12 protein-coding genes are annotated in these 14,776 nt (G+C 64.5%); 2 read left to right on the top strand and 10 right to left on the bottom strand.

All coding sequences use genetic code 11. The annotated features are described in order from the left end of the window. Position 1: 1 nt before the first annotated feature. On the bottom strand, positions 2-1,288 hold the full coding sequence (locus Q8L25_RS06830) for a Glu/Leu/Phe/Val dehydrogenase (protein ID WP_308924139.1): 1,287 nt from the start codon (positions 1,286-1,288) through the stop codon (positions 2-4). Between the two features lie 148 nt (positions 1,289-1,436). Beyond that, positions 1,437-2,408 (bottom strand): LysR family transcriptional regulator, encoded by a 972-nt coding sequence (locus tag Q8L25_RS06835; protein WP_308924140.1) that lies wholly within the window; start codon positions 2,406-2,408, stop codon positions 1,437-1,439. A gap of 171 nt (positions 2,409-2,579) precedes the next feature. Here Q8L25_RS06835 and Q8L25_RS06840 point away from each other — a divergent pair, with 171 nt between their 5' ends. Further along, on the top strand, positions 2,580-5,339 hold the full coding sequence (locus Q8L25_RS06840; protein WP_308924141.1) for a pitrilysin family protein: 2,760 nt from the start codon (positions 2,580-2,582) through the stop codon (positions 5,337-5,339). 43 nt (positions 5,340-5,382) lie between these two features. On the opposite strand, the gene recQ is transcribed toward Q8L25_RS06840, so the two are convergent. The 4 genes from recQ to Q8L25_RS06860 form a co-directional block, all read right to left on the bottom strand. Further along, a complete protein-coding gene (gene recQ / locus Q8L25_RS06845; RefSeq protein ID WP_308924142.1) occupies positions 5,383-7,206 on the bottom strand; it encodes a DNA helicase RecQ in 1,824 nt (607 codons plus the stop codon). Positions 7,207-7,212: 6 nt separating this feature from the next. After that, the gene (locus Q8L25_RS06850) at positions 7,213-8,058 is read right to left on the bottom strand and encodes an undecaprenyl-diphosphate phosphatase (RefSeq protein WP_308924143.1); all 846 of its coding nucleotides are present in this window, start codon (positions 8,056-8,058) and stop codon (positions 7,213-7,215) included. A gap of 162 nt (positions 8,059-8,220) precedes the next feature. Further along, the gene (locus Q8L25_RS06855) at positions 8,221-9,381 is read right to left on the bottom strand and encodes an MFS transporter (RefSeq protein ID WP_308924144.1); all 1,161 of its coding nucleotides are present in this window, start codon (positions 9,379-9,381) and stop codon (positions 8,221-8,223) included. A gap of 34 nt (positions 9,382-9,415) precedes the next feature. Beyond that, on the bottom strand, positions 9,416-10,189 hold the full coding sequence (locus tag Q8L25_RS06860; protein ID WP_308924145.1) for a DeoR/GlpR family DNA-binding transcription regulator: 774 nt from the start codon (positions 10,187-10,189) through the stop codon (positions 9,416-9,418). A 167-nt stretch (positions 10,190-10,356) separates the two neighbouring features. Between Q8L25_RS06860 and Q8L25_RS06865 the strand changes: the two genes are divergently transcribed. Continuing rightward, a complete protein-coding gene (locus Q8L25_RS06865; protein ID WP_308924146.1) occupies positions 10,357-10,572 on the top strand; it encodes a hypothetical protein in 216 nt (71 codons plus the stop codon). A gap of 22 nt (positions 10,573-10,594) precedes the next feature. On the opposite strand, the gene Q8L25_RS06870 is transcribed toward Q8L25_RS06865, so the two are convergent. The 4 genes from Q8L25_RS06870 to Q8L25_RS06885 form a co-directional block, all read right to left on the bottom strand. Then, positions 10,595-10,804, bottom strand: a complete 210-nt coding sequence (locus tag Q8L25_RS06870; RefSeq protein ID WP_308925671.1) for a Fe-S-cluster oxidoreductase — start codon at positions 10,802-10,804, stop codon at positions 10,595-10,597. A 146-nt stretch (positions 10,805-10,950) separates the two neighbouring features. After that, positions 10,951-11,823 (bottom strand): head GIN domain-containing protein, encoded by an 873-nt coding sequence (locus tag Q8L25_RS06875; protein ID WP_308924147.1) that lies wholly within the window; start codon positions 11,821-11,823, stop codon positions 10,951-10,953. 145 nt (positions 11,824-11,968) lie between these two features. Continuing rightward, complete coding sequence (locus tag Q8L25_RS06880) at positions 11,969-13,474, bottom strand: DASS family sodium-coupled anion symporter (RefSeq protein ID WP_308924148.1); 1,506 nt, start codon at positions 13,472-13,474, stop codon at positions 11,969-11,971. Between the two features lie 151 nt (positions 13,475-13,625). After that, positions 13,626-14,705: a porin gene (locus Q8L25_RS06885; protein WP_308924149.1), complete on the bottom strand. Its 1,080-nt coding sequence runs from the start codon at positions 14,703-14,705 to the stop codon at positions 13,626-13,628. Positions 14,706-14,776 lie beyond the last annotated feature (71 nt).

The following is a 14,776-nucleotide window of genomic DNA, read 5'->3' on the forward strand; positions in this document are numbered from 1 at the left end:
ATTAAGGATACAGACCGCGTACCTCGCGCGCCTGCAGCACGCGCGTGCAGGCCAGGATAAAGGTCGCGGTACGCATCGAGACTTTTTTCTCTTGCGACACTTGCCACACCGCGTCGAACGCTTCGCGCATGATGCGCGTCAAGCGGCTGTTGATCTCTTCTTCGGTCCAGAAGAAGCTCGAGAAGTTCTGCGACCATTCGAAGTAGCTGACGGTCACGCCGCCGGCGTTGGCCAGCACGTCCGGCACGATCAGCACGCCCTTGTCGTTCAGGATGTCATCGGCGGCCGGCATGGTCGGGCCGTTGGCGCCTTCCAGGATGATTTTTGCCTTGATGATGTGGGCGCGCTCGGCGGTGATCTGCTGTTCCAGCGCGGCCGGGATCAGGATGTCGCAATCGATGCCCCAGAAATCGTCGCGCGGCACGAACGCTTCGGCGCCCGGGAAACCTTCGACGCTGCCCGCTTCGGCCACGTGCGCCAGCAGTTGCGGAATGTCCAGGCCGCCCGTGTGCACCACGGTGGTCTTGTGATCCTGCACCGCGACGATTTTCGCGCCCGCTTCGGCAAACATGCGCGCGGCCACGCCGCCCACGTTACCGAAACCTTGCACGATGATCTTCGCGCCTTCGATCTGCATGCCGACCTTGGCGGCCGCGTCGCAGCCGACCACGTACACGCCGCGGCCGGTCGCATCGCGGCGGCCCAGGCTGCCGCCGAGCGAGATCGGCTTGCCGGTCACCACGCCGGTCGACATATTGCCGTTGAGCATGGAGTAGCTGTCCATCATCCAGGCCATCACCTGTTCATTGGTGTTGACGTCCGGCGCCGGGATATCCTTGTTCGGGCCGATGATCATGCTGATTTCGCTGGTGTAGCGGCGCGTCAGGCGCTGCAGCTCGTTGCGCGACAGCGTCTTCGGATCGACACGGATGCCGCCCTTGGCGCCACCGTAGGGCACGTTGACGGCTGCGTTCTTGACCGTCATCCAGGCCGACAGCGCCATCACTTCCGACAAGGTCACGTCCTGGTGGAAGCGCACGCCGCCCTTGCCCGGGCCGCGCGACATATTGTGCTGCACGCGGTAGCCTTCGTAGTGGGCGATGCTGCCGTCATCGCGCTCGATCGGCACGTCGACCGTCAGGATGCGCTTCGGACGTTTCAATGTTTCGACCCAGCGCGACAGGCTGCCCAGGTAAGGCGTGACGCGCTCGATCTGCTCGAGGTAGACGCCCCATGGGCCGAGATCTTCAGGGTTGAGGTAGGAAGGCAGTGCGTGCTTGCTGGTCATGCTTGATAAGCTCCTGGACAATACGAATACGTGAGAGGCGCAGCCGAATGCAGCTGTGCGCAGCGGAACCGCATCGTAGGCGATGGCCTCATGCCCCGGCCAATGCTTTGTGCGCATCCGCTCATGCATTTATTGCATAGTTATTGCCTCAGGATTTCGGGGTGCCGCGCTTGCGCCGGCGGCTGCCGCGCGCGGCATTTTCCTGCGCTTGCACCAGGTACTGCCACAGGCTTTCGACGATGGCCTTGCCGGGCCGCTGGCCGTTCGGGCGTTCGCGGTACAAACGGATTTCCAGCTCGATTTCCCAGCCCGGCGCGCCGCCGTCGGCCAGTGCCAGGTGCTTGTACTTGACGTCGCGCAGCACCGCCGATTCAGGCAGGAAGGCGATGCCGCGGCCTTCCAGCGCCATCATCTTGAGGCCCTCGGCCATGTCGGTTTCGTAGCAGGTGTCGAGGAACAAGGGCGTCTTCGCGTCGGCCATCAGCAGTTCGACCATGCGTCCCAGGTAGGCGTTGCTGGTGTACGAGAGAAAAGGCACGGGGTCCTGGGCGCTGCCCGGCAGGACGAAATCGGGCACCTTGTCGGCGCCGCAGCGGGCATAGGCGCGCACGGTTTCGCGGCCCATCACCAGCATGTCGTAGCGGCCCGGATCGAGCTGCACCGGCTGGCGCGGATGGTGGTAGCACAGCAGCAGGTCGCAGCCACCGTCGACCAGCTGCAGTACCGCGTCGTGCACGTTCAAGGCCATCAGGCGGCTGTTGATCGGCGCAAAGCCTTCTTCGAGCGCGGTCAGCCATTTCGGCATGAAGGTCAGCGACAGGGTATGCGGTACGGCGAAGTCGACGCTGGTCTGGGTGGCGGCGCGTTTGCCGCGCAGCAGGGCGCGCACGCCGTTGATCTGGCCCAGCATTTCCAGCGCCTGTTCATAAAACACGGCGCCGGCCGGCGTCAGCCGCGTGGGGTAGGAGGTGCGGTCGACCAGGTCGATGCCGAGCCAGTTTTCCAGCGACTGGATGCGCCGCGAAAAGGCCGGCTGGGTGACGTGGCGCAGGGCCGCGGAACGGCTGAAATTATGCGTTTCAGCGAGCGAAATGAAGTCTTCCAGCCATTTGGTTTCCATCGCAGGATCGTACCGTTTTTGGGCGCCCATGCATAGGCCGGCGGCGCGCTTGCGGCAAATTGCCGAAATGAAATAAATAATTCTTTGCCATCTACAACATCTGGCAAAATATCCGCACTCCCGCCGCCGGCGTGCGGCGGTTTGACCGTGATGTGTTTTTCGAGGTGACGAATGAAACAGAAACTGTGGTTGTCCGTGGCGCTGCCGTTGGTATTGGCCACACATATGGCGCCGCCGCTGCACGCCGCCACGCCGGTGGCGCAGGCGCCGTTCCAGCGCAGTACCTACGCCTTGAAGCAGCAGAAATTCGTGCTCAAGAACGGCCTGACCCTGGTCGTGCATGAGGATCACAGCGTGCCCGTGGTGGCGGTGAACCTGTGGTACCACGTCGGTTCGCGCAACGAGCAGCGCGGCAAGACCGGCTTTGCGCATCTGTTCGAACACTTTTTCTTCAACGGCTCGGAAAACTATCCGCACGGTTTTCGCGAAGCGATGGATGACCTGGGCGCGAACAACCGCAACGGCACCACCAATGGCGACCGCACCAATTTCTATGAAGACGTGCCCGTATCGGCGCTCGAGCGCACGCTGTACCTGGAATCGGACCGCATGGGCTACCTGGGCAACTACATTTCGAAGGAGATGCTCGAGCGCGAACGCGGCGTGGTGCAGAATGAAAAGCGCCAGGGCGAGAACCAGCCCTATGGACGCGTGTGGCAGGAAATCAGCGCCCAGATGTATCCGTATTCGCACCCGTATTCGTGGTCGACCATCGGCAGCATGGACGACCTGAACGCCGCCTCGCTGGACGACATCAAACAGTGGTACCGCAGCTATTACGGACCGAACAACGCCGTCATTTCGCTGGCCGGCGACATCACGCCCGAGCGCGCGCTGGCGCTGGTGACGCAGTATTTCGGCGCGATTCCGCCAGGCCCGCCGCTGCCGCGCACGCAGCGCTGGATCCCGCGCCTGGACAGCGATATCCGCAGCGAGATGGAAGACCGCGTGCCGCAGGCGCGCATCTACCGCAGCTACCATGCGCCGGCCGTCGGTGATCCGGAGCTGGGGCGCCTGTCGCTGCTGGCCGAAGTGCTGGCCGGCTCGAAAAGCGCGCGCCTGGAACGCCGGCTGGTGTACGAAAAAGGCCTGGCCACGGCCGTCAATGCCGGCGTCAATGACGCCGAACTGGGCAGCACGTTCAATATCATCGTCACGGTCAAGCCGGGCGTGGCGCCGGCGGACGCCGAGCGCGAGATGGACAATGTATTGCGCGAACTGCTGGCGCAAGGGCCGACGGCGGCCGAACTGGCGCGCGTCAAGACCAGCAGCCTGGCCGCCTTTGCGCGCGCCAACGAGCGCCTGGGCCGGCGCGCCGACCTGCTGGCCGAAAACGCCACCTTCGGCGCCACGCCGGAAGCCTATCTGGATCAGCTGGAAGCGGCAGCCAGGGCCACGCCGGAGCAGGTCAAACGCAGCGGCGCGGCCTGGCTCAATGCTCACAGCCATACGATGACCGTCAAGCCGTTTGCCCAGCTGGCGGTGGAAAAATCCACGCTGGACCGCAAGCTGCTGCCGGCGCTGGGCACGCCGCCCGAGGTGGCGTTTCCCGCCATCGAACGCGCGCAGCTGAAAAACGGCGTGAAAGTGGTGCTGCTGCAGCGGCACACGGCGCCCATCGTCAACGTGACCCTGGCGCTCGACGCCGGCAGCGCGTCCGACAGCGGCGCCAAGGCCGGCGCCGCCTCGCTGGCGATGGACTTGCTCGACAAGGGCACGCGCACGCGCAATGCCTTCCAGTTGTCCGATGGCCTCGAATCGCTGGGCGCGCAGATGTCGGCCGCGACCCTGGCCGACCTGTCGCTATTGCGCCTGCAGTCGACCGCCGGCAACCTGGCGCCGTCGCTGGCGCTGATGGCCGACGCGGCCCTGCGCCCGGCGTTTGCGGACGCGCTGTTCACGCAGCAACAGCAGCGCCGCCTGGCGCAGATCGCGCAGGAAAAGGCCCAGCCCACCAGCCTGGCCATGCGCATCGTGCCGGGCATCCTGTATGGCGCCGACCGAACCTATGGCCGTCCCGCCTCCGGTGACGCCGACAGCGTGAGCCGCCTCACGCGGGACGATGTGGCGCAGTGGCACGCCAGCTGGTTCAAGCCGGGCAGCGCCACCATTGTCGTCAGCGGCGACACCACCCTGGCGCAGCTGATGCCGGCGCTGGAAGCGTCGTTCGGCGCCTGGCAGGGCGGCAGCGCACCGGCCAAGCCGGCGGCCGCGCCCGCGCGCACGGCCGGCAAGCGCGTGTTCCTGATCGACAAACCCGATGCGCCGCAATCGACCATCGTTGCCGCGCAGCTGACGCAATTGCAGGGGCAGCCGGAAGACCTGGCGATGGAACCGGTGATGCAGAACTTCGGCGGCATGGCCACCTCGCGCCTGAACCGCAACCTGCGGCTCGACAAGCACTGGAGCTACGGCACCAGCGGCCAGCTGACCAATCCGCGTGGCCAGCGCGCCCTGCTGGTGGTGGCGCCCGTGCAGACCGATAAAACCCGCGAAGCGATGGTCGAAGTGGCCAAGGAAATCCGCGGCGTGGCCGGCGAGCGCCCGCTGCAGGGCGAAGAGTTCAACAGCATCATGCGCAACATGGGCGCGCGCCTGGCGGGCCGTTTTGAAACCCTGGCCGCGCTCGACTCGGCCGCGTTGACCAGCCTGAACCTGGGCCTGCCCGACGATTACTGGTCCGGCTACTCGGCCAGTCTGCGCCAGCTGGAACCGGCGCAACTGGCCGGCGCCGCCGCCAAATTCGTGCAGCCCGATGACCTGGTCTGGGTGGTGATCGGCGACCTGCGCAAGATCGAAGCGGGCGTGCGGGAGCTGGGCTGGGGCGAGGTGACGGTGCTCGATACGGACGGCAAGCCTGTCGCACGATAGAGGTGAAAACGGCGCCCGCGGGCGCCGTTTTTTTATCCTGCCGTCAGATCATTTCCAGGATCATGGCGACGATTTCATCGCCGTAGGACGCCAGCTTTTTCTCGCCGACGCCGCTGACGCTGCGCAGCTGTTCCAATGAGGTGGGCTTGGCCTTGGCGATTTCGCGCAAAGTCGCATCGACGAAAATGACATACGCCGGCACATTGTGGGTGCGCGCCGTTTCCACCCGCCACCAGCGCAGCTTGTCGAAGATCGCTTGCTCGCTGGTGGACAGATCCATCTCGACATAACCCTTGGCCACGCTGGTGCTGCGCTTGCTGGTTTTCACCGGTTTCTGGTACTGGCGCAGCTGCACTTTCTGGCCGCCCTTGAGCACCGGGCGCGAGGCGTCGGTCAGTTTCAATGAGCTGTATTGTTCATGGTCGACGGCCACCAGGCCCAGCGCGATGGCCTGGCGCAAAATCGACTTCCATTCCGCTTCGCCCAGGTCGGCGCCGATACCAAACACCGATAAACTATCGTGGTGCCAGGTCTTGATGCGCTCGGACTCCATGCCGCGCAGGACGTCGATCACGTGGCCGCCGGCAAAGCGCTGGTCGACGCGGTAGATCGCCGACAGCAGTTTTTGCACCGGCACCGTGCCATCGAAGGACACCGGCGGCACCAGACAGGTGTCGCAGTTGCCGCATGGGGAAGCTGGCTCGCCGAAGTATTCGAGCAGGCGCATGCGCCGGCAGCTGAGGGTTTCGCACAGGCCCAGCATGGCGTCGAGTTTCACGCCCAGCACGCGCTTGAAGGTTTCGTCGGCTTCCGACTCGTCGATCATGCGCCGCTGCAGCACCACGTCCTGCAGGCCATACGCCATCCAGGCATTGGCGGCCATGCCGTCGCGGCCCGCGCGCCCCGTTTCCTGGTAATAGCCCTCGATGCTTTTCGGCAGGTCCAGGTGGGCCACGAAGCGCACGTCGGGCTTGTCGATACCCATGCCGAAGGCGATGGTGGCCACCATCACGATATTTTCCTCGCGCAGGAAGCGCGCCTGGTTGGCGCTGCGTTTCGCGTACTCCATGCCGGCGTGATAGGGCAGGGCGCGGATGCCGCTCTGGTTCAGAAATTCCGCCGTCTCTTCGACTTTTTTACGCGACAGGCAATAGACGATGCCGCAGTCGCCCGCGTGTTCGGTGTTGATGAAGTCGAGCAGCTGCTTGCGGCCATTGGCCTTTTCGACGATCTGGTAGCGGATGTTCGGCCGGTCGAACGACGACACGAACTGGCGCGCGTCGTCCAGCTGCAAGCGCAGCGCGATTTCGGCGCGCGTCTGCGGGTCGGCGGTGGCCGTGAGGGCAATGCGCGGCACGTCCGGGAACTGCTCGTGCAGCACCGACAGCTTGATGTATTCGGGACGGAAGTCGTGACCCCACTGGGCCACGCAGTGCGCCTCGTCAATGGCGAACAGGGCGATTTTCGAGGCCTGGAACAGGTCCAGGCAGCGCTGCGTCATCAATCGCTCGGGCGCCACGTAGACCAGGTCGATCTGGCCGGTGCGCACCAGGCGCTCGATGCGGCCCGCTTCTTCGTAGGTCTGGGTGGAGTTCAGGAACGCGGCGCGCACGCCCACTTCGGCCAGCGCGTCGACCTGGTCCTGCATCAGCGCGATCAGCGGAGAGATCACCACGCCGACGCCGTCGCGCAGCAGGGCCGGGATCTGGTAGCACAGCGACTTGCCGCCGCCGGTGGGCATCAGTACCAGCGCGTCGCCGCCGTGGCTGACATGGTCGACGATATCGGCTTGCTGGCCGCGGAAGGCCGGATAGCCGAAGACGGTTTGCAGCGTCTGCAGGGCTTGCGCGTTGAGATCTTGATTCATGGTGCCTTATTCTGCCCAGACAACCCAGCCGTAATGGGCGCTGGCGATCACCAGCACGCCAAACACGATACGGTACCAGGCAAAGAATGTGAAGTCATGCGAACTGATGTAGCGCAGCAGCCAGCGCACGCACAAAAACGCGGAGACGAACGCGGCCAGGGTACCCAGGGTAAACAGCGGCAAATCGGTGGCCGACAAAATGTCGCGCGCCTTGTACAGCGAATAAAAGGTGGCGGCCAGCAAGGTGGGAATGGCCAGGAAGAACGAGAACTCGGTGGCCGTCTTGCGCGACAGGCCCAGCAGCATGCCGCCGATAATCGTCGAACCCGAGCGGCTGGTGCCGGGTATCAGCGCGAAGGCCTGGGCGCAGCCCACTTTCAAGGCGTCGAGCGGCGTCATCTCATCGACCGAATTGACGCGCACGGTGACCGGGTTCAGGCGCGCGCGGCGCTCGACCAGCAAAATGATCACGCCGCCGATAATAAAGGCCAGCGCCACCGGCACCGGCTTGAACAGCGCGTGCTTGATCATCTTGCCGATGGCCAGGCCGATAATGGCCAGCGGCAAGAAGGCGATCGCCACGTTGAGCACAAACTTGCGCGATTTGATTTCCGTGCCGAAGGTCGACAGCACCGAGCCGATGCGCGCGCGGTATTCCCAGCACACGGCCAGGATGGCGCCGGCCTGGATCGCGATCTCGAACACATCCATCACGTCTTTCGACACATCGTTGGTAAAGTCGAGCAGGCTGCCGGCAAGAATCAGGTGGCCGGTGGAGGAAATCGGCAGGAATTCGGTAAAACCTTCGACCAGCCCCATGATGATGGCTTTAAATGCAAGAATCAGATCCATGAATCGGTATGTTTAAGTGGGTAAGCAGCAAGAGGAGGGGGAGGCCGCGCGGCATTGGCATGGTGCGCGGGGTCGAAGCTTACCACGAGAGCGGCTTGCCGACGCGATTGGGGCGCTGCCCGGCGGCGCTTTTTCAGCGCCGCCGGGCAGGCAAGAGGAGGATCAGGCTGCCGCTTTGGCCGCCGATGCTGGCGCTGCGGCCAGGCGTGCGCTGGCCGCCACCAGCAGCAGCGAGCCGCCGAGGATGGCAAACGCGATATTGAGGCTGGTGGCGTGGGCGACAAAACCGATCACGGCCGGCCCTGCCAGGATGCCGGCATAGCCGATGGTGGTAATCGCCGCCACCGCCAGGCTGGCCGGCATGGCCGTCTGGTTGCCGGCCGCGGTAAACAAAATGGGCACGATATTGGCTGCGCCCAGGCCGACCAGCACGAAGCCCAGCAGCGCCAGCACCGCACCGGGCGCGGCCACCGCCAGGAAGAAGCCGCCGGCCGCGCACAGGCCGCCCACAGCGAGTACCCGCTTGCCGCCGAAGCGGCCAACCACCTTGTCGCCCGTAAAGCGGCCGACCGTCATGGCGATGGCAAACGCGGCGTAGCCCAGGCCGCCCTGGCTGGCGTCCACGCCGCGCGTGGTGGTCAGGAACAGGGCGCTCCAGTCGAGGATGGCGCCTTCGGCCAGGAACACGATAAAGCACAGCAGGCCGATAAAGATCACGGCGCCGTGCGGCATCACGAACAGCGGCGTCTTTTCGCCGCTGGACGATACCGTGCGCAGCAAATGGCCTTGCGAGGCGCCGATCACCGCGCCCAGCAGGACCATCAGCACCGCGCACGACCAGGCGGGCGTGAGGCCCAGCCACAGCAGCAGGGCCATGCAGCCGGCGCCGGCAAAGCCGCCCACGCTGAACAGGGCATGAAAGCCGGACATCATCGCACCGCCATTGGCTTTCTCAATGATCACGGCCTGGATATTCATGGCCACGTCCATGGTGCCCATGGCCGCGCCGAAGGCCAGCAGCACCAGGCCAAGCTGCAGCGGCGTGGCGGCCAGCGCCAGTCCCGGCAAGATGGCGATCAGCAGCGCGCCGGCCCACAGGATCACGCTGCGGCAGCCGAAGCGGCCCGCCAGCACGCCTGTAAACGGCATGGCGCACAGGGAACCCGCGCCCAGGCACAGCAATAAAAAGCCCAGGGTGGCTTCATCGAGGCCCAGGCGGGCCTTGGCGTATGGCACCAGCGGCGCCCAGGCCGCCATGCCGAGGCCGGCGGCGAAAAAGACCAGGCGCGTGGCGCGTTGTTGCAGGGTACCGGTAAGGTGCATGGCGAGACTTTTCAAAAAAGTGGTGAAAGAAAATTCAACGGGCGCGGGCGCGCAGCACCTGCACGCCTTGCCGTTCAAACGCGGCGACATGGACGGCATCGGCGCCCGCTTCCAGCACTAGGTGCTGCAGCAGGCCGGTGGCCAGCACGCCGAACGGCGCGGCCGTGCCCAGCTTGTCGCTGGTCACGGCCACCACCACCGCCCGGCTGGCGCCGGCGATGCTGCGCTTGAATTCGGCTTCGTCATAGTTGTAGGCGGTGACGCCCGCCTCGGCGTCGGCGCCGCAGGCGCCGAGGAAGCATAGATCGGGGTGCATGCGCTCGACCGTGCGCAGCGCCTGCGGCCCCAGGCTGGCGCCGGCACGCCGGTCGATCCGCCCGCCGGCCATGATCAGTTCGATCTCGGGCCGTTCCATCAGCGCCATGGCGATCGCCGGCGCATTCGTGATCACGGTCAATGCCAGCGGCGGCAGCGCGGTGGCGATCGCCAGGTTGGTCGAGCCGGCGTCGAGAAACAGCACCTGGCCCGCGCGCACCAGCGACACGGCCGCCTGCGCCAGGCGCGCCTTGCTTTCGGGCGATTCGTGCTGGCGCTGGGTCAGGCTGCCGCCATCGGGCGCCAGCGGCAGGGCGCCGCCATATACGCGCTGGCACAGCCCGGCGGCGGCCATCTCGCGCAGGTCGCGCCGTATCGTGTCTTCCGACACATCGAGCTGGCGCGCCAGGTCCAGCGCCAGCACCCGGCCATCGGCTTGCAATTGTTGCTGGATCAGCGCGTGGCGCTGTTTGAGAAGCAGGTTGGCGGTCATGAGATTCTTAATCGTGCAGGAATGTGCATGAATATACGCAATCGTGCAAACAGAGTCAAGCCATTCCTGCTGGGCGAACATCAAAATATTGTTATTAGGATATAAAAAATGTTACATTCCTGCTATTGCATGTCAGCGGGGGAGTGATGAAGACAAACAAGTTTTCCATGGCAGCCTTGCTGCGCATGACCGTGCGTCGTCACGGCCTGGGTTGCCTGGCAATGGTGGGAGTGGTCCTGCTCACGCATTATTGGCGGCACGGGACACTCGAGCTGGCCGACATGGGCCACGCTTTGCTCGCGCTGCTGACGTTTGCCGTCATCTCGCTATTGATTGAATACAACCGCACGGTCAACGGCACGCAGGATTCCGCCCAGCGCTGAGGATGGCGTCCTAGCCGGGATATCAGGGCGCCGTCAGCCGCTCCAGTTCACCGAGCCAGTGCACCGCATAGTCGCGGCTGTCGCCACACATTTCTTCAGATGGCTGCAGCCCGCCGCAAAATGCCGGCCGTTCGGGCTGGCCAAAGATGCGGCACCGGTTGTCATCGGCCAGCTGCACGCAGCGCACGCCGGCCGGTTTGCCATTCGGCATGCCGGGTATCGGGCTGGTGATCGAGGGGGCGGTGCAGCAGGCGCCGCAGGAAGGGCGGCATGCCAGGGAGGCGGAAGTCGGCATGGCGGTGGCGTGAAAAGCGAAAAGGGGCCGACAGTATAGCAAGCCCCCGCCGCTACAACTTGCGCAGACTTATTGCACCACGCTTATTGCACCACGCGCACGCGCGAGCCCGACAGGGTGCGTTTGGCCGGCTCGCCATGCACGGTGATGCGGCCCGAGCCGCTGGAGCGGGCGTTGACTTCATTGGTGGCGGTGGCATCGATATCGCCCGAGCCGTTGCTCGACAAATACGCAATCTCGCTGCGCAAGGGCGCCAGGTTGAGGTTGCCCGAACCATTCACGTTGGCGTCCAGGCGCTGGACAAAACCGCTGGCGCTGATGCTGCCCGAACCATTCACGGCCACATTGACGCGCTCGCCGCGCAGCTGGCCCAGGTGGATGCGGCCCGAGCCGTTCTGCACGGCATCGCTGTTGGCGCTGACCAGCCCGGCCGCATTGATGCTGCCGGAACCGTAGTTGGCCAGGTCCAGGCGGCCCACCTTGCCCGACAACTCACTCTTCATCGAACCGTGCTGCACCAGGGTCAGGTCGTCGCCGTTGAAACCGCTGGCCACCAGGCGCCCGCCGCTGAGCATGCTGATCTTGTTCAGGCGCGGGGTGGTGTAGATGATGTGGATGTCGTTGCTGTGGCGCAGATTGGCGTCGCTCCAGATGCGCAAGGTGTTGCCGCTCACTTCGCTTTGTACCAGCGGCAGCACGTTGCTGTCCGCCTCGATCACCAGCGAGGCGACGGGGCCGACGCGCACGTCGATCCTGGCGTCGGCGCCATTCAGGCTGCCGATATCGAGCACCGTCGCGTTGCTGATCGTACGCGCGTCACGGCTGAGCTGCTGGTTGCCTTCGACGGCCTTGCCGCCGGAATCCGTGCTGTAGCGCACGTCGCCATCGTTGGGGTTGATGACGATGGCGCAGCCGCCAACGGCGACGGCGCAGCACAGGGCCAGCAAAGCACGCATGATATTTCCTTTGATTGGTATCGTTGAATGAAAAAAGCCGGCGGCCGCGCTGCGGCTGCCGTGCTGTCGATAGCAAGATAACAAAGTCCCCCTGTTGCCTGTAGCGCAATGCGATGAACTGCGCAAAACGGGGGCTGAACTGCGCTTACCAGTAGCCCAGCACCTTCCACCATATGGTGCCCACCACCGCAAAGATCGCCAGTTCCACCAGGCACATGATCAATCCTGTGCGCCACCAGTTGCCCATCGTTACATAGCCGCTGCCAAAGATGATGGGCGAGGTGCCGGTGGCGTAATGGGTCAGGGTCATCATGATGGCCGAACCTGCCGTCATCATCAGCATGAAGGGGATCAGGTACTGGGGCGGGATCAGCTGCGCGCCCACCGTCAGGAAGGCCAGCAGCATGGCGCTGATATGGGCCGTGGTGCTGGCAAAGAAATAGTGCGAAAACACGAATACCAGCACCAGCACGCTGGCCACCGGCAGCCAGTCCATGCCGCTGGCGACGATGGCGGCTTTCATGCCGCTTGAGAACCAGGCGATCACGCCGGTCTTGTTCAATTGCTCGGCCATCATCACCAGCGCGCCGAACCACACCAGCGTGTCCCACGCGCTTTTCTCGGACAGCACGTCGTCCCAGGTGATGGTGCCAGTAATGATCAGCACGAACAGGCCGACAAAGGCGACCACCGTGGGGTCGAGTGTAAAAGCCGGGCCGAACAGCATGGCCGGCACGTTGGCCCACAGCACCAGCAGCAGGCCGAAGGTGCCCAGCATGACTTTTTCGGCGGCCGACAGCGGGCCCATGGTGTTCAGTTCCGCCCTGGCATAATCGACCGCGTCCGGCGTGGCCTTCAGTTCCGGCGGCGACAGCAGATAGATCACCAGCGGCATCACCAGCAGGCAAACCAGGCCCGGCAGCAGCATGCACAGCGCCCAGGTGGTCCAGCTCAGGTGAAAGCTCTGGTTGCTGACCCTGGCCACGTAATCGACCACTAGCGGATTCGGCGCGGTGGCCGTTAGGAACATGGCCGAGGTGATCGGGTTGGCGTGGTAGTTGACCAGCGCCAGGTAAGTGCCCACCTTGCGCTCGGTGCCCTTGGCCGGATCGGAGTCAAACGCGTTGGCGATCGACTTCATGATCGGGTGCACGATGCCGCCGCCGCGCGCGGTGTTGCTGGGCGTAAAAGGCGCCAGCACCAGTTCGCAGATCGCCAGGCCGTAGCCGATGCCGATGGTGCGCTTGCCCAGCAGCGAGATGAACAGCAGGCCGATGCGGCTGCCCAGGCCCGTTTTTTTCAGGCCGCGCGAAATCAAAATGGCGACCACGATCAGCCAGATCAGCGGATTGGCAAAGCTGCTCAGCGCATCGGTGATGGCGCCCTTGGACGACGTGGAGGTGACTTGCGACAGCGAAACGATGACGATCGCCATCATGGCCATCACGCCGATCGGCATCACCTTCAAAATGATGGCGACGATGGTGGTGAGGAAAATCGCCACCAGCGCCCAGGCCTTGGCCGTGAGGCCATCGGGCGCGGGCAGCAGCAGCAGGGTCACCAGCACGATGGTGGAAATGATGGCCGGCCCCAGGCGAAACGGCACGGCTTCCTTGAAATGGCGCAGCAGTTCGCCGACAGTCTTGAACATCTTGATCCTTTCCGATCCCCGCCTGCCGGTAAAGGCATGCTTTAAGACAATATTGCAGACATCATAAGGCAATGCCGGCAAGGAAAAGAAAGCGATCTGAAGAGGAGGGCCGCGAAGTCAATTTTTCATGAAATTGTGGCCTCGCGCCTGCTCAGAAACTGTGGCGCAGGCCCAGGTTCATGCCGCGGTTGCCGCTGCCCGATTCGCTGTTGTTGGCCACCGTGTAGCCGGCGCCATTGCGGTTGCTGATGGCAGCATAGGCGCCGTACAGGCTGCTGCGTTTCGAGAGGGGGTAGATATAGCCCACGCCCCAGGAGCGCGCATCCTGGTTGAAGCGGGTTTTATCATCCTTGCGCATGATGGAGGCGATCAGCGAGCCGCCGCCGACGGGCGCCGTGAAGCCGAGCAGGAGTTCATTGCCGTCGGTGGACGCGGTCGGGCGCACGCCGCCGTATGGGTTGTTGGCATTGCCCAAGGGGGCGCTGTTGAAACCCTGGTCGACGCCATAGGCGGCAAACAGCTTGACCACCTTGAAGTCGTAATTGGCCGCCAGCAAGGTGTTGCGGCCATTGCCGTTGCGCACCGCCACCACGCCCGGCGCCGTTTCCACGTCGCTGTTCTTGTTGTTGTAGGCCACGCGCACCGTCAGCGGACCGCTGGCGTAGCCGAGCGAGGCGCCGACCTGGCGGCCGGTGGCGCTGCTGGATTTCTCGCCGGCGCTGTAGGCCAGCTCGCCCGAAAAACCATTGCTCACCGGACTCGTGTACAGCACGGTATTGCTGCTGCGCACATTGGCGCCCGAATCGGGAAACAGGTTTTTCGAGGTGCCCGCCAGGCCCGTGCCGAATGGGTCGGCCACGCTGGCCAGCGCCGTATGGTAGGGCGTATACTGGCGCCCCAAGGTGACGCTGCCGGCCCTGCCTTTCAGGCCGACATAGGCCTGGCGGTTGAAGATGGTGCCGGCCGCGTCGACCTCGCCGGTGTCGATCTTGTAGCCGGTTTCCAGCAGGAAGATGGCCGACAGGCCGCCGCCCAGGTCTTCGCTGCCCTTGAAACCGAGGCGTGACGCCGAGGCGGCGCCGCTGTTGACCTTGTTGACGGTGCCGGCCGCGCCGCCGCTCTCGCGCGTGATGCCGGCGTCGGCAATGCCGTAGATCACGACATTGCTCTGGGCCGCTGCCTGGGTGCCGCAGGCGGCCGCGATGGCCGCCACGATGATGCTGCTCTTCATTTTATTTTCCTTGTATTGGATAAGGCGGGTGTCTCAAGCCCATGGAGTGAAGATGGTGAAACCGGCAGGTC

Source organism: Janthinobacterium sp. J1-1, assembly GCF_030944405.1.
GTDB lineage: Bacteria > Pseudomonadota > Gammaproteobacteria > Burkholderiales > Burkholderiaceae_D > Janthinobacterium.